This window comes from Sphingomonas bacterium (assembly GCF_903644135.1).
Lineage (GTDB): Bacteria > Pseudomonadota > Alphaproteobacteria > Sphingomonadales > Sphingomonadaceae > Sphingomonas.
Genome location: NZ_CAHJXA010000022.1, coordinates 1 through 17,943, shown reverse-complemented (window position 1 = coordinate 17,943; position 17,943 = coordinate 1). Strand labels below are relative to the sequence as shown.

The window sequence follows — 17,943 nt, the reverse complement described above, 5'->3', positions numbered from 1 at the left end:
TCGCCGCCATCTGCAGCTCGGCGACGAAATCATAGCTGTCGCCGCGGTAATAGGAGCGGGTGAACTCGACCGCGTGGCCATCGCCGACAAAGCCGCGCCGCTCGATCAACAGGCCAGGCGCGCCCGCCTCGATCCCCAGCAGCTCCGCCTGCTCGGCCGTGAACAGCACCGCGCGCAGCCGCTGCAGTGCTCGCACCGGACGGCTGCCGGTCTTCTCCAGCGCCGCGTAGAGCGAAGCCTCGACGGATTTCTCCGACGGCAGATACTGGCTGGGCACGGAGGTGTATTCGAGGGCCATCGGCACCTCGTCGGCATAGCGAATGCGGTGGAAGCGCAGCACCGGGCTGCCGGGGCTCAGCCCCAGTACCATCGCCTCCTCGGGAGTGACGGTGCCGGCGGATCGCCGCAGCCACATGCTGCGCGCGGTGCGGCCGCGCGACTCCATGTCCTCCGAGAAGGACGACAGCATCGAGAAGCTCTTCTCGACCCGCGCCGCGACAAAGGTGCCGGCCCCTTGCTGGCGGCGTACCAGCCCCTCGCCGACCAGCGCGTCGAGCGCCTTGCGCACGGTGATGCGCGACACGCCGAGATCGGTGGCGATATCGCGCTCGGGCGGCAGCGCCGAGTCGCTGGGGAGCCTCTTGTCCTCGATCGCCCGCCGAAGCGCGCGATGAAGTTGCTGGTACAGCGGGGCCGGTGCCCGCTCGTCCAGCCCCCCGATCACCTGCGAAAGCTCCACGACATCCTTCCCGTACGACCCTGCTCAACGTCGGAGCACGAGCGCCCCCACAGCGCAACCACTTGCGCCGCATACCAGTGAATGATTGGTATTAGAAAGATATTTTTTGGTCTTGCCAAGTCGATCGGGATTATGTCAGCTTCGAGTCGCAACGAACGGAGTGTCGAGGCTGACTGGACGCAAGCTTCAGCAGCATTGGCTCTACACTGGTATGTCACCAGGTCTGGCAACAGGGGGTTATCGGCTATGCGCAAGTCCATTCTCATCGGGTCGGCAAGCTTGCTGGCGATCGCCGCTCCCGCCGGCGCGCAGACCGCGCCACCGCCCGCCGACGCCGAGACGCAGAGCGACGTGGTCGTCACCGGCATCCGCGCCAGCCTCGAAAAGGCAATCGACCTGAAGCGCAGCGCCGACAACCATGTCGAGGCGATCTCCGCCGAGGATATCGGCAAGCTGCCCGACAAGAACGTCGCCGACGCGCTGCAGCGGCTACCCGGCCTCAACACCTCTTCGGCCGCCAGCGGCGAAGGCGGCTTCGACGAGAATGACCGCGTCAGCATCCGCGGCACCTCGCCCAGCCTCACGCAGGTGACGATCGACGGCCATGCGGTGTCGACCGGCGACTGGTTCGTCCTCGACCAGTTCTCCACCGTCGGCCGCAGCGCCAGCTTCGACCTGCTGCCGTCGGAGATCGTCAGCGCCGTCATCGTCAACAAGACGCAGGACGCCTCACTGCTGGAAGGCGGCGTCGCCGGCTCGATCGACCTGCGGCTGCGCAGCGCGCTCGACCTCAAAAACCAGTGGATAGTCGAGGCGTCGGCGCAAGGCGCGTACAACACCCAGAGCATGGAGACCAAGCCGCAGGTCAACGGCCTGCTCGGCTGGCGCAACCAGGACGCGACGTTCGGCGTGCTGCTCCAGGGCTTCTACGAGCAGCGCAGCCTGCGCCGCTACGGGCAGGAGACGCTGGGCTATGCGGCGATCACCAGCGCCAACGCGACCGGCGCGGCGATCCCGGCGCTAGTCGGCGTGCAGGCGCCGACGCTGATCGGCTCGACGTATTTCCAGCAGGAGCGCACCCGCAAGGGCGGCGTCGTCACCGCCAACTGGAAGCCGAGCGACAAGATCGAGTTCAAGGCGAGCGGCTTCTACTCGTTCCTCAACGCCAGCAACGTCAACGACAACTACCTGGCCTGGGGCTCGCGCGAGATCGACCGCAACGTGCCCAGCAGCTACACGGTCAAGAACAACACGCTGGTCTCGGCGACCTTCCCGCTGGTCGCGCCGCGCGGCCCATTTGCGGGGCAGCAGATCGAGGGCATCGTCGCCGACAATATCGTCCGACCCGATGCGAGCGGCGAGAGCTATTTTGGTAACCTCGACGCGACCTGGCACGCCACCGACAAACTGACGATCAACGGCCAGGTCGGCTATACCCACGGCGTCGGCAACACGCCGTCATCGCCCTTCTTCGAGGTCGATGCGCCGACCGGCATCTCCTTCCAGCCATCAGGCAACGGCTTCGCGGTGCAGACCGCCAACATCAACCCGGCGCAGACCGCCGGCGTCTCCAACGACTTCGCGATCAACGAGACGTTCCAGTCGATCGACAAGGAACTCTACGGCAAGGTCGACGCCAGCTACGAGATCGGCGACGGGCCGATCAAGAAGGTCGACTTCGGCGCGCGCATCGCCGCACACGAGCGCAAGGTGGTCGGCTTCGACCGCGGCTGCACGCTCGGAGCCAACGGCCAATGCTATACGCCGGGGCTGCTCAACTTCTCCGCGGTGAACCCGAGCCTCTATCCCAGCGGCTTCAACGCCAACACGCTCGGCATCCCCGGGCTGCTGGTGCCGCTGGCGGGCAATCCGACGTCGATCACCAACGTCATCAACGCGATCACCAACCCGTTCCGCGGGCCGATCTCCAGCATCGTCCAGCCTGCCAACGAATATTGGCCGGGCGAGTTCAAGGTGAAGGAGACCGACATCGAAGGCTATGCGCTGGCGCATGTCGGCGGCGACAAGTGGCGCGGCAATTTCGGCCTGCGCGTGGTCAGCACCAAGGAGAGCGCATACGTCAACGTCGCCGTCACCTGCGACCCGGCCGCGGCGACGGGGCCGACCAAGTGCGCACCGGGCGTCATCACCAGCTCTGCCTATGGTCCGTTCCTGATCCAGGATGTCCAGCATACCTATGTCGACTTCCTGCCGAGCCTCAACCTGACGTTCGATCTCGGCAGCAAGCTGCTGCTGCGCGTCGCCGCCGCCGAGACGCTGTCGCGGCCCGACTACAGCGCGCTCGGCGGGACGGTGTCGCTGACCGACACCAACTTCAGCGGCAATGGCGGCAACCCGAACCTGAAGCCGGTCAAGGCGACGGTGTTCGACGGCTCGCTGGAATATTACTACGGGCCGGGATCGCTGGCGGCGATCAGCGTCTTCCACGACGACCTGCAATCCTATGTGACGTTCGGCACCTCGACCGGCACCTATTTCACCCAGCTCGACAACAGTTTCCACCAGTACAACATCTCGTCGCCGACCAACACGACCGCGCAGCTGTCGGGCGTCGAGCTGCAGGTGCAGCAACCGATCGCCTACGGCTTCGGCTTCCAGGCGAACGGCACCTATGTGAACGGGCATGACGTCGACGGCAATCCGCTGGTCGGCACGTCGAAGTTCACCTACAATCTGGTCGGCTATTACGACAAGGGCCGGCTCAGCACCCGCATCGCCTATACCTATCGGTCGCACTACTTCGTCGGGCTCGACCGCAGCTCGGCTGAGAACCAGGACAATTACGGCCAGCTCGACGGCTCGCTGAACTTCAGCCTGACCAAGAACATCGCGCTGACGGTGGATGCGCTCAACATGACCAACAACCGGCTGAAATATTACGCGCTTAACAAGGACCAGCCGCGCGCGGTCTACTCGAACGGCACACAGGTGTTCTTCGGCGCACGCGCCAAGTTCTAGGCATAGCCGAAACGCTCCACCCACGGAGCGAGCGTGAGAAGCACCGGGGCGAGTTCGGTGCGGTATTGCTCCCACCGCGCCAGGCCGCGCCGGTTGAGCCCGGCGCGGACCTGTGTCGCGCTCGGCGTGCGGATCGTCCGCTCGGCCGCCCGGCGCGCGAAGTCGGCCATCGCCGGGTGCGGCTCCAGTGCCAGGAATTCGACGACGCGGCCGAGCTCGCCCGCGAAATCCTCGACCAGCGCCTCGTGGCGAACGTCCAGCCAGGCGAGCGGCAGCCTTGCACGCGCCTGATCCGCCAGCGTCATGCAGGCGTCGTAGCAGGCGGCCGTCTGTTCCAGGTCAGTGAACGTGTAGGTCATCGCGTTGATCTGGAACGCCTGCCGGAAGCAACTGAGCACAACATCGCGCGGGTCGCGCAGCGCGAACAGGATTTTCGCGCGCGGGAACAGCCTGGGAATGAGCGGCAGGTAGAGCGTACCCGCCGGCTGCTTGTCGACGAACAGCTTGCCGGCGACATCGATGCCCCGCTGGCGAACGCCGCGCCAATAATGGTCGACCCATGCTTCGGCTTCGTCCGCCTGCAACCGCATCAGGTCGGCGCAAACTCCGGCATCCGACAGGAACGCCTGATAGGCAGTGGCCAGCGTCGGCGCCTCCTCCAGCGTCGCGACCCGCGGATGTCCCGCCAGCACAGTCTCCAGCAGCGTCGTGCCCGAGCGCGGGAAGCCGAGCAGGAAGACGTGCGAGGCGGCGGCGGCGTCGGCGGCGGGCGCAATCAACGGCGACCGCCAATCGCCAGGCTCGGCGGCGATCCACGCCGTCAGCCGCTGGAGTTTGGCGACCTCCCCTTCCCGCGACCGCGCCTGGACACGATGCAGGTCGCGTTGCAACGCCTTGCCCATCAGCGCCACGGCGAACGCCTCGGCATCGTCGTGCAGATCGCCGAGGACGAGGCCCAGCAGCAGCAACGCCTCCGCCCGCTGCTCGAAGCTCAGCTGCGGGTATCGGACCAGCCGCTGGAGCAGATCGTGAGCGGTCGCCGTCTCGCCCTGCGCCGCCGCGAGCCGGGCGGCCAGCCATAGCACCTCCGGCCGCTCCGACGCTGCCGCCGATAGGGTGCCGACCACCGCAGCCGCGCCATCGACATCGCCGCCGTCCAGCAGAACCGACGCCAGTCCGAAACCCGCTGCGAAGGAGGCGGGATCGAGCGTCAGCGCGCGCCGAAACCCCTCGGCCGCGCGCTCGGCGCGGCCTCCGCGATGCTCTGCCTGCGCCCAGTCACACCATTGGTCAGCGGAAGCGTTCATGCCGTTCCCGGGTGCTCTGCGCGCCGCCGCCGCCAGCGCTGATCCCCCGTTATCTCGCTTGCGAGCGCCCGTGGTGGAAGGGGCTGGATTCGAACCAGCGTACGTCAGAAACGGGCAGATTTACAGTCTGCTGCCTTTAACCACTCGGCCACCCTTCCAAGGGGCCGCCCGATCCTGACGGATCGGAAGCGAGGCGGCTCAATGGCGAAACCCCTCCGACGTGTCAACGCGGGCGGTCGTGCTTGCGCGGGCTCGGGCGGCGGCATAGCAGCACGCATCCGCATCGATCCAGGGAGGCTGCGTGGGACGTTCAATGCCGACGATGTTCGCTGGCCCCGATCATCGGGAGCAGGGTTGATGGCCAAGCGGGGCCATCGGCCGTCGCAGGGGATCGGCAATCGCCCGCGCTTCTGGGGACGGCACGCCGTGATCGCGGCGCTCGCCAACCCCGAGCGGATGGTGCGCAAGGTCTGGGGAACGCGCGAGGCGCTGGCCAGCCTCGACCTGCCGCCAGTGATCCCGGTCACCTATGCCGATGTCGCCGACCTCGGCCGGCTGGTTCCCGCCGACGCGCCGCACCAGGGCCTGGTGGCGGAGGTCGACCCGCTGGAGGAGGTGTGGCTGGGCGACCTGCTGGATCAGGGCCGCGACGACACCCGCCCGCTGGTGGTGCTCGACCAGGTCACCGACCCGCACAATGTCGGCGCGATCCTGCGCTCGGCGGCGGCGTTCGATGCGCTCGGCATCGTCACCCAGGACCGCCACGCGCCCCCCGAAAGCGGCACCGTCGCGCGTTCGGCCTCGGGGGCGCTGGAGAGCGTGCCGTGGGTGCGTGTCGTCAACCTGGCGCGCGCGCTCGACGAGATCGGCGAGGCGGGGTTCTGGCGCATCGGCCTGACCGGCCATGCCCCGCAGACGCTGGCGCAGGCGATGGGGCAGCAGCGCGTCGCGATCATCCTGGGTGCCGAGGGCGAGGGGATGCGCCACAATACCGAGGCGCATTGCGACGAGCTGGCGCGGTTGCCGATCAGCGGCAAGGTCGAAAGCCTCAACGTCTCCAACGCCGCCGCCATCGCGCTGTATGCGGTGGTCGCGCGGGGCTAGAACGACCAGCCGACATCGTGACGTCGAACGGATCGGCCCTGCCGACCCGCCGGCCGTGCCGGGCGTTCGCGCTGCACGTGACCCGCGCCGTCCCCGGCTCAGCCGAGCGACGCGCCCGCGCCCGTCAGTCTTCCGCGGCGATCGTCACGGTCATCCCGTCCAGCTTGTCGTCGAACGGGATCTGGCACGACAGCCGCGAGGTCGCGTTGCGCTCGCTGCTCGAATCGAGCAGGTCGTCCTCGTCCGGGCCGATCGGCGGCAGCATGTCGGCAAAGGCCGGGTCGACATAGACATGGCAGGTCGCGCACGAGCAGCAGCCGCCGCACAGCGCCAGCAGCTCGTCGATGCCGCCGTCGCGGATCACTTCCATCACGCTCAGCCCCGCCTCGCCTTCCAACTCGCGTTCTTCCCCCTCGCGCGTGATGACGGTAAGCGTCGGCATATGGCTGTCCTTGCAATGTACGCCGCTCATGCCGTGCCGGTTGCGGCAATGCAATGGGACTGAACGCCGCGCAGTTGCAGGCCTCGCTGGATGCGCTGGCCGGTCAGGAGCCGCTGTTCGCCGCCGCGCTTGCCCGCATCGGCTACCCCGCGCCGCGCCTGCGGACCCGCGGCTTCGAGACGCTGCTGCGCACCATTGTCGGCCAGCAGGTCAGCGTGAAGGCGGCGGATGCGATGTGGCGGATGCTGGTCGATCAGGTCGGCTCCACCCCGCCCGCGATCCTCGCCGCCAGCGACGAAGCGCTGCGCGCGGCCGGCACGTCGCGGCAGAAGGCGGGCTATATGCGCAGCCTTGCCGAGGAGGTGACGAGCGGCCGCCTCGACCTTGCGGACCTGCCCGCCGACGACGAGGAGGCGATCGCCGCGCTGGTCCGCGTCAAGGGGATCGGCCGCTGGTCGGCGGAAATCTACCTGCTGTTCGCCGAAGGCCGCGCCGACATCTGGCCGGCGGGCGATCTGGCGGTACAGATCGAGCTTGGCCGCATCCTCGGCCATGCCGAGCGCCCGAGCGAGAAGCTCACCCGCGCCCTCGCCGAGCGGTGGCGGCCGCACCGCGGCGCGCTGGCGATCTTCACCTGGCATCATTACGGGGCCGGCCCGGACGCCGCGCCGGTCTGAACCGCGCCCGACCTTGCCGCTCGCCCTTGTCGCCTCCGGCGGCATCTGCGAAGCGCCGCCCGTGCCACTCGCCTCCCCCACGCTGATGCCGTCGTTCACCGAAGGCCATCACAGCGTCGCCGTGCCCGAGGGCGCGTCATGGTGGCGGCGCTTCCTCGCCTTTGCCGGACCGGGCTACCTTGTCGCGGTCGGCTATATGGACCCGGGCAACTGGGCGACCGACATCGGCGGTGGCTCGGCGTTCGGTTACATGCTGCTGTCGGTGGTGCTCGTCGCCAGCTTGATGGCGATGCTGCTCCAGGCGCTGTCGGCGCGGCTGGGGATCGCCGCCGGCCTCGACCTCGCTCAGGCGTGCCGCGCGCATTACTCGCGGCGGGTCACGATCGGCCTGTGGGTGTTGTGCGAAATCGCGATCATCGCCTGCGACCTTGCCGAGGTGCTGGGCACCGCGATCGCGCTGCAGCTGCTGTTCCGGCTGCCGCTGGTCTGGGGAGTGATCGTCACCGCGTTCGACGTGTTCCTGATCCTCGCGCTGCAGCGCTTCGGCTTCCGCAAGATCGAGGCGGTGATCGTCGCGCTGCTGCTGGTGATCGGCGGCTGCTTCCTGTTCGAACTGGCGGTGGCCGGGCCGGACTGGGCCGGGGCAGCGGGCGGACTGGTGCCGTCGTCGCGGGTCGTCACCGATCCCAAGGCGCTGTACCTCGCTATCGGCATCCTCGGCGCGACGGTGATGCCGCACAATCTGTACCTCCATTCGTCGCTGGTCCAGACCCGCGTCGTCGCCGCGGACGATGCCGCCAAGGCGCGGGCGATTGGCTTCGCGACGCTCGACAGCAGCGCCGCGCTGTTCCTCGCCTTCTTCATCAACGCCGCGATCCTGGTGCTGGCGGCGGCGACCTTCCACCGCGCCGGCCGCACCGACGTCGCCGACATCGCCCAGGCGCACGAGCTGCTCGCACCAATGCTGGGGGTCGGCGTCGCCGGCACGGTGTTCGCGGTGGCGCTGCTGGCGTCGGGGCAGAACTCCACCGTCACCGGCACGCTGGCGGGACAGATCGTGATGGAGGGGTTTCTCGACCTCAAGCTGCCAGTGTGGCTGCGGCGGCTGGTGACGCGGCTGCTAGCGGTGGTGCCGGCGGCGATCGTCGTCGGCGTGGCGGGGGATCGCGGCGCGACCGGGCTGCTGGTGCTCAGCCAGGTCATCCTCAGCCTGCAGCTGCCGTTCGCGGTGGTGCCGCTGGTGGCGTTCACCGGCCGGCGCGACGTGATGGGCCGCTTCGCCAGCCCGCGCTGGCTGGCGTGGCTGGCCTGGGCGGTCACGGCAGCGATCATCGGCCTCAACGCGACGCTGCTGTGGAGCCTGGTGTGACCTGCCGCTCGGGTCAGGGGACCACTTCGCCATCGTCCGGCGTTTAGGCCGACACGCCGGCGATCAGCCGCGGAAACAGGAGGAGCCGGCATGTCGACCCGATCCGTTCTCCCCGCGGTACCCTTCATCCCCGTCCCGTCGCTGCCTGCTGAACGCAGCGATGCCGAGTATCGCGCGCACCGGGCGAGCGTCGATCCGCGCCGGATGCCGATCAGCATCTATCAGGTGCATCCCGGCTCCTGGGACCGCGCGGCGGACGGCGGCACGCTCGATTGGGACCAGCTCGCCGAACGGCTGATCCCCTATGCCGCCAATCTGGGCTTCACTCATATCGGCTTGATGGCGACCGATGGCGACGACGACGAGGAGGGCTTGGTGCGGCTCGTCGATACGGCCCACCATGCCGGGCTTGGCGTTCTGATCGACTGGACGGCAGCGAATGCCACGGTTGAGGTGCACGACCTCGGCAAGCGCGAAACGGTCAACCTGCTGGTCGACGACGCGCTCCGCTGGACGGGTCGTGTCGACGGCCTGCACATCGGTGCCGTCGCCGCAATGCTGTACCGCGATTACGGTGCCGGCACGACCTGGGACGCGGTCGAGTTCCTGCGCACGCTGCACCGCGCGCTGGCCGCCGAGCGACCGGGCGTCTTCACGATCGCCGACGAGACCACCGCCTGGCCCGGAGTGACCCTGCCGGCCGACCAGGGCGGGCTTGGCTTCGGGTTCAAGTCCAACTTGGGCTGGGCGCACGATACGCTCCAGTATTTCGCGCGCGACCCAGCCGAGCGAGGTCGTCACCACCGCGAGATCACGTTCGGCATCGGCTATGCCTTTGCCGGGACCTTCATCCTGCCGCTCGGCCATGACGAGGTGGTCGGCGGCAGGGGTTCGCTGCTGGCCAGGATGGCGGGCGACGACTGGGCGCAACTCGCCAACCTGCGCGCGCTCTACGGGCTGATGTGGGGGCATCCGGGCAAGAAGCTGCTGTTTATGGGGCAGGAGTTCGCCCAGCGCCGCGCCTGGAGCAACACGCGGGCGCTCGACTGGCACCTGCGTTCCAGCGGCGCGCATGAGGGCGTGCGCAACCTGGTGCGCGACCTCAACCGCCTGTACCGCGAGCGACCGGCGCTGCACGCGAGCGATGGCGAGATTGACGGGTTCGAGTGGCTGGTCGCGGACGACACCGGCAGCTGCGTCTTCGCCTGGCTGCGCCGTACGCCCGGGGCAGCGCCGTTCGCGGTGATCGCCAACCTGTCCCCAGTCGCTCGCGCGCCCTATCGGCTGCCGCTGCCGGCGGCAGGATGGTGGCGAGAGATCTTCAACAGCGACGCGGAGGAATATCGGGGCACCGGCCTTGGCAACGGCGGCGGTGTCGAGGCTGCGAACGGTGCCGCCTGGGTGACGCTGCCGCCGCTCGCGACGATCATGCTGGAGCATCAGGGCTGACCATTGCCGGCGGGATGCCTTGCCCGTGAGACGGTTCCTGTCATGGTGACGCCGCCATGATCGCCGCCCCTGCCTCTGCTCCGCCCGAGCCGACCCGCTGGTGGGCGCACCTCTATCTTCAGGTGATCGTCGCCATCCTGCTCGGCGCGATTGTGGGCCAGTTCTGGCCGGAGGCGGGGAAGGCGCTGAAGCCGCTGGGCGACGGCTTCATCAAGCTGGTCAAGATGGTGATCGCGCCGATCATCTTCCTGACGCTGGCGGGCGGCGTCGCGGGTCTGGGGCAACTCGGCACGGTCGGGCGCATCGCGGCCAAGGCGCTGGGCTATTTCGTCGCGGTGTCGACGCTGGCGCTGGTCGTCGGCCTCCTCGTCGCCAACATCCTGCAGCCTGGGGCGGGGATGCACGTCGCCTCCGCCAGCCTCGATGCGCACGCGGTCGCCGACTATGCCCATCAGGCGCACGAAACGAGCGTCACTGGCTTCGTCACCGCCATCATCCCGACCACCCTGGTGTCAGCGCTGACCGATGGCTCGATCCTGCAGACGCTGTTCGTCGCCATCCTGACCGGCATCGCGCTCAGCCTGGTCGGCGAGCCGGCCCGGCCGGTGGTCGACATGATCGAGCGGCTGACCCTGGTGGTGTTCCGCATCACCGGTCTTGTGATGCGGCTTGCGCCGATCGGCGCGTTCGGCGCGATCGCCTTTACCGTCGGGCAATATGGCGCGGAGTCGCTGGTGCGGCTCGGCGGACTGGTCGCGACCTTCTGGCTGACGGCGGCGATCTTCGTGATCGTGGTGCTCGGCGGCATCGCCCGCGTGCACGGCTTCTCGATCCTGCGGCTGCTCGCCTATCTGCGCACCGAACTGCTGCTGGTGCTGGGCACCTCTTCGTCCGAGGCGGCGCTGCCGGGTCTGATGGCGAAGCTGGAGGCGGCGGGGTGCGAGCGCGGCGTCGTCGGGCTGGTGGTGCCGACCGGCTATTCGTTCAACCTCGACGGCACCAACATCTACATGACGCTGGCGGCGCTGTTCATCGCGCAGGCGTGCGATGTCCAACTGTCGCTGGGGCAGCAGTTCCTGCTGCTCGGCGTCGCGATGCTATCGTCAAAGGGTGCGGCGGGGGTGACCGGCGCAGGCTTCATCACGCTGGCGGCGACGCTGTCGATCGTGCCGTCGGTGCCGGTCGCGGGCATGGCGCTGATCCTCGGCGTCGACCGCTTCATGAGCGAGTGCCGCAGCCTCACCAATTTCATCGGCAACGCGGTCGCGACGATCGTCGTGGCGCGGTGGGAGGGCAAGCTGGACCGCCAGCGCCTGAACGAGGCGCTGGCGCGCTGCAGCCGCTAGACGGCCCTGCGACCGGAGATCAGCTGCACCACCACGACGATGACCGCGATGACGATCAGCAGGTGGATCAGCCCACCCGCGACATGGAACACGCCAAAGCCCAGTGCCCACAAGACCAGCAGGATAACCGCAATCGTCCACAACATGTCGTCTCTCCATCCCTGTTGTCGCCACCGGGCGATCGCTTCAAAACGAAGTCCTGGGGACGACGTTCCCGACAGGCGTCGTTTGCCGCCCTCGATCGTTACGCACCAGGATAGGAGACGATATGCCGGACCACCGCCCGAATGACGACGGCTCGAACGAACGTCCCGCGCATGGCTGAAGATGCCGACGACAACATCGTCGATCCGCGCGACGCCGCCGAAAGCGCGGGGCTGATCTATGTCACCAACGCCGATCCGGGCGTCACGCGCCGCCGCGCGGGCAAGGGCTGGGCCTATACCGACGCCGCCGGCGCACGCATCAAAGATCGCGGCGAGATCGATCGCATCAACGCGCTCGCGATCCCGCCCGCCTATGCCGACGTATGGATCTGCGCCGATGCCGACGGGCATCTCCAGGCGACCGGCCGCGACGCGAAGGGACGCAAGCAGTACCGCTATCACCCCCGTTTCCGGGAAATCCGCGACGGCACCAAATACGAGCACATGATCGACTTCGCCCATGCGCTGCCGCGCATCCGCGCGCGGGTCGATGCCGACATGAAGCGCCGCGGCCTGTCCCGCGATAAGGTGTTGGCGACCGTCGTCCACCTGCTGGAGACGACGATGATCCGGGTCGGCAACGCCGACTACGCCAAGCAGAACGAGAGCTATGGCTTGACGACGCTGGAGAACGAGCATGTCGACGTCGATGGCAGCCAGCTGAAGTTCCACTTCAAGGGCAAGAGCGGCAAGACTTGGAAGCTTTCTATCCGCGACCGCCGCGTCGCGAAGATCGTCAAGGCCAGCCAGGACCTGCCCGGCGAGCATCTGTTCCAGTATCTCGACGACACCGGCGAGCAGCATTCGGTCACCTCGGGCGACGTCAACGCCTATCTGCACGAGGTCGCCGACGCGGCGGTCACCGCCAAGGATTTCCGCACCTGGACCGGCACGGTGCTGGCCGCGCTGGCGCTGGTCGAGTTCGAGCGGGTCGACAGCGACGCCGCCGCCAAGCGCAACGTGCGCGCCGCGATCGAGCAGGTGGCGGCGCGGCTGGGCAACACGCCCACCGTCTGCCGCAAATGCTACGTCCATCCCGAGGTGCTCGACAGTTATCTCGCCCGCGAGCTGGTGCTGGAAGTGCAGGAGGAGGTGGCGAAGGAGCTGCGCGAGGACCTGGCCACCCTGCGGCCCGAAGAGGCGCTGGTGCTCGCCTTCCTGCAGCGGCGGCTGGCCGGCAAGCCGGCGGCCTGACGGCAGCGCAGCGGCACCCGATTGCGTTGCGTCGCTGCTCGGCTATGCGGCGTAGGGATGGACCGGCCCGCTCCGCTGCCTCTCGACACATGGTGGTTCCGGCTTGCCGTCCTAACGGCGACCGCCCTGGCGGCGCGGGCGGTGACGTTCGGCTCGCCGGTCGTCCATGTCGACGAGACCTTCTACCTGACCGTCGCGCAGGCGATGACCCATGGCGCGCTGCCCTATGTCGACCTGTGGGACAGGAAGCCGATCGGGCTGTTCCTGCTGTACCTGCCCGCTGCGGTCTGGGGGTTACCGGCGGCACTGTACGTCTATCAGGCGATGGCGATGGCGGCGGCGGTGGCGACCGCGGTCCTTATCACACGGCTTGCCGATCGGGCCGGCTGGCGGGCGGGCGCGCTGCCGGCGGCGATGCTCTACATCCTCTGGCTCGATCTCGCCGATGGCCAGGGCGGGCAGTCGCCGATCTTCTACAATCTGCCGATGGCGGGCGCGGCGCTGCTGGCGCTGCAGGGCAGCCGCGGTCGCGCGATGGCGGCGATGCTGCTGGTCGGGCTCGCGCTGCAGATCAAATATTCGGTGCTGTTCGAGGGGGTAGGGCTGGGCCTGTGGCTGCTCGCCAGCGACCTGCGCAGCGGTCGCCGTGTGGGCGAGACGATCGTCTATGCGCTGATGCTGGGTACGATCGCGCTGCTGCCGACCGCGCTGGCGATGGCGGCCTACGCGATGCTGGGGCATCTGGACGCGTTCATCTTCGCCAACTTCGTCTCGATCCTTCACCGCAGTAAGGATTCACCTGCGCTGATGATCGATCGGGCAGGCGAGGCAGCAGCGATCCTGTCGCTGCTGCTGTTTGCAATCGCCGGTTGGCGAGCAAAAGCCGAGCCGCTCGTCCGACTGTTTCTTCATCTTTGGCTGCTGGTCGCGCTGGTGGCGTTCGTCGGCTTTGGCGGCTGGTATAATCACTACACACTGCCGGTCATGCTGCCGGGCGCGGTCTGCGCGGCGGCTTTCTTCCAGCGGCGAGCACGCTCCTGGTGGTGGATCGTCGTGCCACTCGCGCTGCTGTTCGTCACCGGGCAGGTGGTGTTGCGGTCGGAGCGCGAGCGGCGCGGCACCGCTGCCCAGTTCCAGCGGCTGACCGCGACGGTCGGTCGCGGCCCTGGCGGACTGTTCGTCTATTCGGGTCCGGTGCTGCTCTATCCTGCCACCGGCCGGCCGGCGCTGACCCGCTACCTCTTCCCCTCGCACCTGCAATTCGATCGCGAGGCCGGCTCGATCGGCGTCGACCAGCGGGCCGAGATCGAGCGCATCTTCGCACAGGCACCGGCGGCCGTGGTGATGGCACCGGCGATTGGCGAGGAAGAGCCGGCGATGCGCACCCTGGTCGAGCAGCGGCTATCGCGCGACGGCTATGTCGCCCAGCCATCCGTTCGGCTGGGGCATGACGATGTGGTGGTGTTCCGACGCCCTACCAGTTCACCTTCGCGCCCAGCCGCACGTTGAACGGCCGCAGCGGCGTGATGATGCTGCGCGTGGTCAGCTCGAACGGATTGCCCGACGCGAACAGGTTGCCCCGCGCGTTAGTGATGTTCTCCGCCGTCAGCGACAGGTCGTAGCGCCCGCGGCTCCAGCCGCCGCGCAGCCCCAGTGTCGAGTAGCGTCCCTGGTCGAGGTCGAACAGGTCGCCCGTCCCCAGCACCGACCGTCCGACCCGCTGCGCCGACGCGCCGACCAGCAGCGTGGCGCCGCGGCTGCCCACCCGCCAATGATAGCTGAGGTCGCCGGTGACCGCGAATGGCGGCGTGTCGGGCAGGCGGCGGTGCGCGGGACTCGACGAGTCGGACAGCGCGCCATTGGTGGTGTTGTGGGTCTGCAGGAAGCTGACGATGCCGCGCAGCCCCCGCAGCGGCACCCAGTCGACGATACCCTCGAACGCCTCGACCCGCGCGTCGCCGATATTGTCGGTATAGGGTAGCCCGCGCCTATTGACGAGATCGGCCTGGATCGCGTTCCAACGCGCGTAGGACACGGCCGTGGTCAGCGACAGGCCGGTCTCGCCACGGCGCAGCCGCCTGAGTCCCAGTTCGCCGACCTTGATCGAGTCCGACTGGAAGTCGGCGACCCGCCCGACGCCCTTGGCGACGGCAAGACCGCCGGTGCGATAGCCGGTCTGGGCGCGGCCAAAGGCGCTGAGCGTCGAGGCGAGCTGCCAGGAGAAAGCGACGGTCGGGTCGACGCGGCGGGTCGACCGCCCTTCGACATAGTCGCTGACCCGGGGCCGGAACGAGGGCTCGCCATCGGTGCGGGCAAAGGTCGCCCGCGCGCCCAGCGTCAGCGAAAAGGCGGGCAGCAGCCGCGCCGTGCCCTCGGCGAACAGCGACAGGCTCTTGGTGACGTTGGTGACGCCGATGATCTCCGCCGGCGACGCGACCGCTCCCAGCGCGCGGTTCTCCGCGTCGCTGTTACGCAGCAGCGTGTAGCCGACCACCCAGCTGGTGCCGTTCGCCAGCGTGCGCGACAGCCGCGTCTCCTGCGACAGCAGCAGCTTGGCTTCGGTGGTGGCATAGATCATCGCCACCGGACGCGGCATCGCCGCCGTGGCGGCGGCGGTCGCGTCGAACACATTGTGGCCGTGGGAGCTGGTCAAGCCCACCACCGACAACAGCTCCAACCCGCTGTCCCAATGCTTGGCGACCGCTGCGCTGCCAAGCAGGACTTCGTTGTCATAGGGCTGGGCGACCGCGGAACGGCGCGCCAGCCGGCCGATGTCGCGATCGGCATATTGCGCATCGTCCGCGTCGATCCGCTGGTAGAGCCCGCTCAGATCGATCCGCCAGCCACCGCCCGGCTCGACACGCCCGGCCAACCGGCCGCCGACGGTATCGATGCGGTTGGCGTCGCTACGGCCGGTGCCCAGATCGTCGATATAGCCGCCGTCGCGGGTGCGATAGGCGACCGCGCGCACGCCCGCGACGTCGCGGACGATCGGCAGATTGAGCACCCCGGCAATGTCCCCCCCGGTCTCCGCATGGTGCGTCGCGGTGACGCCGGCCGTCACCGATCCGCCGGCCATACCGAGCGCTGGCGCTATCGGAGTCAGCCGCACGATCCCGCCAATCGAGCCCGAGCCGTACAGCGTCCCCTGCGGCCCTTCCATCACCTCGACATCCTGCATGTCGTAGAGCCGGATGCTGGGATCGGCCCCAGAATAGCTGAGCTGGACATCGCCGAGATAGACGCTGGCCGTCGACTGGGCAGAGCCGTTGAAGCTGCTGTCGGCGATGCCGCGGATGAAGATTTTGTCGCGGCCGGGGCCGAACTCGGTGTTCTGGAGGACGGGCGTGACCCGCGCCGCACCGGCAAGGTCGCTGGTCGCGCTAGCACCGCTGGCGGGTGCGTCGCCGATCACCGTCAGGCTGCCCGGATAGCGGAGCAGCGGCACGCTCTGCTTGCTGGCGGTGACGATGATGTCCTGCCCCTCGCCGCTATGGTCTCGGGGAGGATCGTGCCTGGCGGGTCGCGGCCGTTCGCTCGCCGGCGTCGGCGACGCTGCCCGAACCACGCGGAAGCTGCGTCCATCGAGCGCGATCAGGCGGTAGCCGGTGCCCTTCAATAATGCTTCGAGCGCTGCCCTGGGCGTCAGCCGGCCGCCGATAGATCGCGACGGCACATGCGAGAGTCCCGCTTCGGTACTGACCACGTCGACACCGGCATCGCGGCCGATCCGGGTCAGCGCCGTGTCGAGCGTGCCGGCCGGTATCGCAAAGTCGAGCTTCTGGGCATGGACGATTGCTGGCCCCGCGATCAGCAGGGTCAGCAGGACGGCAAGTCTAGCGCGCCGGCTTGTTCCCCGGCGCGAGGATCCATTGGTCACCCGTGTGTCGCCACTCTGCCCCGATCAGCGCCGCCAGGTGAGGAATGTCCCGCTCGGCCGATCCACTCATGGCGACCATGCCGGTAAAGCTCTGGTGCGACAACCCGGATTCAAGGGCAACATCAATGCCGTAACGCCGCTGGATCGCCGCGGCGACAATGCCGAGCGGCTCACCGGTGAAGGCGAGGCGACCACCGCGCCAGCCGCCCACCAGATCGGCGGCGACAGTCGAACGGACCAGCTGATGCGTATCCTCGCGAGCGCTCAGCGCCTGCCCGGCGGACAGGCCGACACGCTCGCCATCGGGCTGGAACAGCACGCCGCCCTCGGCGACCGCGACATCGAGCTGGCTGCCGCTGCGGGTCAGGTCGAACACGGTGCCGACATCCTGTACCGTCAGTTCGCCAGAGCGGACGCTGAACGGATGCGCGGCATCGTGCGTGACATGGAACACCGCCTCGCCGCGGTCGAGCCTGGCGATGCGCGGATCGGCATGGTCGAGGCCGATGCGGGTGTCGCCGTTGAGCTCGATGCGGGTGCCGTCGGCCAGCGCGACCTCGGACCGCTCACCCGCCTTGGTCTCGACCGAATAGGGCTGCGCGCCCGGCGCACGCACCATCGGCATCGCCAGCAACGCCAGGCTGGCCGCGATCGCGAGACCGCCCACGCTCCACCCCCAGCGACGAGCACCGCCCCGCACCGGCATCCGGTGGGCGGGCATGGGATCGACGTCGTTGGCCGGCACCAGTGTTGCAGGAATGGCGGGTTGCGGCATGTCGCCAAGCGACCGATCGGCGGCGGCGACGGCGTCATAGGCGCGCGCATTCGCCGGGCTTTCCAGCCACGTGATGAAATCGAGCCACTGCGCCTCGGTCAGGTCCGCCTGGCGCAGATGCCAGTCGATCGCCTGGCCGCGCGGGCCGCTGTCCATGATCACCATATCGTCAGTTCGCACCTGGCGATCCTCCTTCGTCTGATAGACGATGCCGATCCGCATCATCCTCACTGCCGTCCTCGGATGCCGCCAAAATAATTCGGTAGGCACGCTGGAGCAGCTTCTCGACGCCGCTGACGCTGATCTCCAGCCGCTCGGCGATGGCGCGCTGCGGCTTGTCCTCGAAGCGGAACATGACCAGCGCGATCCGCATCCGCTCGGGCATGTCGGCCATCGCCGCCTCCACCTTGCGCAGCCGTTCGCGGGCGAGCAGCGCCCGCTCGGCGTCGGGCAGTTCGTCCGCCTCGGTCTGGACG

The 17,943-nt window shown here is 68.5% G+C and carries 15 protein-coding genes and 1 tRNA gene; 8 read left to right on the top strand and 8 right to left on the bottom strand.

The window, feature by feature from the left end:
- On the bottom strand, nucleotides 1-739 hold a 739-nt coding region (locus tag HUU96_RS02655), incomplete at its 3' end, for a GntR family transcriptional regulator (RefSeq protein WP_174291314.1).
- A gap of 246 nt (nucleotides 740-985) precedes the next feature.
- On the opposite strand from HUU96_RS02655, the gene HUU96_RS02650 reads away from it, so the two are divergent.
- Nucleotides 986-3,718, top strand: coding sequence for a TonB-dependent receptor (locus tag HUU96_RS02650; protein WP_174291313.1), 2,733 nt, complete (start codon nucleotides 986-988; stop codon nucleotides 3,716-3,718).
- On the opposite strand, the gene HUU96_RS02645 is transcribed toward HUU96_RS02650, so the two are convergent.
- Nucleotides 3,715-5,025, bottom strand: a complete 1,311-nt coding sequence (locus HUU96_RS02645) for a tetratricopeptide repeat-containing sulfotransferase family protein (protein WP_174291312.1) — start codon at nucleotides 5,023-5,025, stop codon at nucleotides 3,715-3,717. The two genes, HUU96_RS02650 and HUU96_RS02645, sit on opposite strands and share 4 nt — an antisense overlap.
- A 71-nt stretch (nucleotides 5,026-5,096) precedes the next feature.
- Nucleotides 5,097-5,183 (bottom strand) — tRNA-Tyr (locus tag HUU96_RS02640).
- A 199-nt stretch (nucleotides 5,184-5,382) separates the two neighbouring features.
- Here HUU96_RS02640 and rlmB point away from each other — a divergent pair.
- Nucleotides 5,383-6,129, top strand: coding sequence for a 23S rRNA (guanosine(2251)-2'-O)-methyltransferase RlmB (gene rlmB, locus HUU96_RS02635; protein ID WP_174291311.1), 747 nt, complete (start codon nucleotides 5,383-5,385; stop codon nucleotides 6,127-6,129).
- Between the two features lie 124 nt (nucleotides 6,130-6,253).
- Here the strand turns inward: rlmB and HUU96_RS02630 are convergent, their stop codons facing one another.
- Nucleotides 6,254-6,571, bottom strand: coding sequence for a 2Fe-2S iron-sulfur cluster-binding protein (locus HUU96_RS02630; protein ID WP_174291317.1), 318 nt, complete (start codon nucleotides 6,569-6,571; stop codon nucleotides 6,254-6,256).
- A 53-nt stretch (nucleotides 6,572-6,624) separates the two neighbouring features.
- Between HUU96_RS02630 and HUU96_RS02625 the strand changes: the two genes are divergently transcribed.
- The 4 genes from HUU96_RS02625 to HUU96_RS02610 all read left to right on the top strand — a co-directional run bounded on the left by HUU96_RS02625 (nucleotide 6,625) and on the right by HUU96_RS02610 (nucleotide 11,412).
- On the top strand, nucleotides 6,625-7,248 hold the full coding sequence (locus HUU96_RS02625; RefSeq protein WP_217430246.1) for a DNA-3-methyladenine glycosylase family protein: 624 nt from the start codon (nucleotides 6,625-6,627) through the stop codon (nucleotides 7,246-7,248).
- Between the two features lie 85 nt (nucleotides 7,249-7,333).
- Complete coding sequence (locus HUU96_RS02620) at nucleotides 7,334-8,617, top strand: Nramp family divalent metal transporter (RefSeq protein ID WP_217430247.1); 1,284 nt, start codon at nucleotides 7,334-7,336, stop codon at nucleotides 8,615-8,617.
- Nucleotides 8,618-8,707: 90 nt separating this feature from the next.
- Complete coding sequence (locus HUU96_RS02615) at nucleotides 8,708-10,066, top strand: alpha amylase C-terminal domain-containing protein (protein ID WP_174291309.1); 1,359 nt, start codon at nucleotides 8,708-8,710, stop codon at nucleotides 10,064-10,066.
- Nucleotides 10,067-10,122: 56 nt separating this feature from the next.
- A complete protein-coding gene (locus tag HUU96_RS02610; RefSeq protein ID WP_174291308.1) occupies nucleotides 10,123-11,412 on the top strand; it encodes a dicarboxylate/amino acid:cation symporter in 1,290 nt (429 codons plus the stop codon).
- Here HUU96_RS02610 and HUU96_RS02605 read toward each other — a convergent pair.
- Nucleotides 11,409-11,558: a lmo0937 family membrane protein gene (locus HUU96_RS02605; protein WP_174291307.1), complete on the bottom strand. Its 150-nt coding sequence runs from the start codon at nucleotides 11,556-11,558 to the stop codon at nucleotides 11,409-11,411. The genes HUU96_RS02610 and HUU96_RS02605 overlap by 4 nt on opposite strands.
- Before the next feature lie 171 nt (nucleotides 11,559-11,729).
- Between HUU96_RS02605 and HUU96_RS02600 the strand changes: the two genes are divergently transcribed.
- Together HUU96_RS02600 and HUU96_RS02595 are read left to right on the top strand one after the other, a co-directional pair.
- Entirely contained in the window at nucleotides 11,730-12,812 is a 1,083-nt protein-coding gene (locus HUU96_RS02600) for a DNA topoisomerase IB (RefSeq protein WP_174291306.1), read from the top strand.
- A gap of 57 nt (nucleotides 12,813-12,869) precedes the next feature.
- Complete coding sequence (locus HUU96_RS02595; RefSeq protein ID WP_174291305.1) at nucleotides 12,870-14,321, top strand: hypothetical protein; 1,452 nt, start codon at nucleotides 12,870-12,872, stop codon at nucleotides 14,319-14,321.
- Here the strand turns inward: HUU96_RS02595 and HUU96_RS02590 are convergent.
- From HUU96_RS02590 to HUU96_RS02580, 3 genes are all read right to left on the bottom strand, one after another.
- The gene (locus tag HUU96_RS02590) at nucleotides 14,287-16,692 is read right to left on the bottom strand and encodes a TonB-dependent receptor (RefSeq protein WP_254604919.1); all 2,406 of its coding nucleotides are present in this window, start codon (nucleotides 16,690-16,692) and stop codon (nucleotides 14,287-14,289) included. The genes HUU96_RS02595 and HUU96_RS02590 overlap by 35 nt on opposite strands.
- On the bottom strand, nucleotides 16,649-17,647 hold the full coding sequence (locus HUU96_RS02585; RefSeq protein WP_254604917.1) for a FecR family protein: 999 nt from the start codon (nucleotides 17,645-17,647) through the stop codon (nucleotides 16,649-16,651). The genes HUU96_RS02590 and HUU96_RS02585 overlap by 44 nt, the downstream gene beginning before the upstream one ends.
- A partial coding sequence (locus HUU96_RS02580) for a sigma-70 family RNA polymerase sigma factor (RefSeq protein WP_174291304.1) occupies nucleotides 17,637-17,943 on the bottom strand: 307 nt, incomplete at its 5' end. The genes HUU96_RS02585 and HUU96_RS02580, both read right to left, overlap by 11 nt.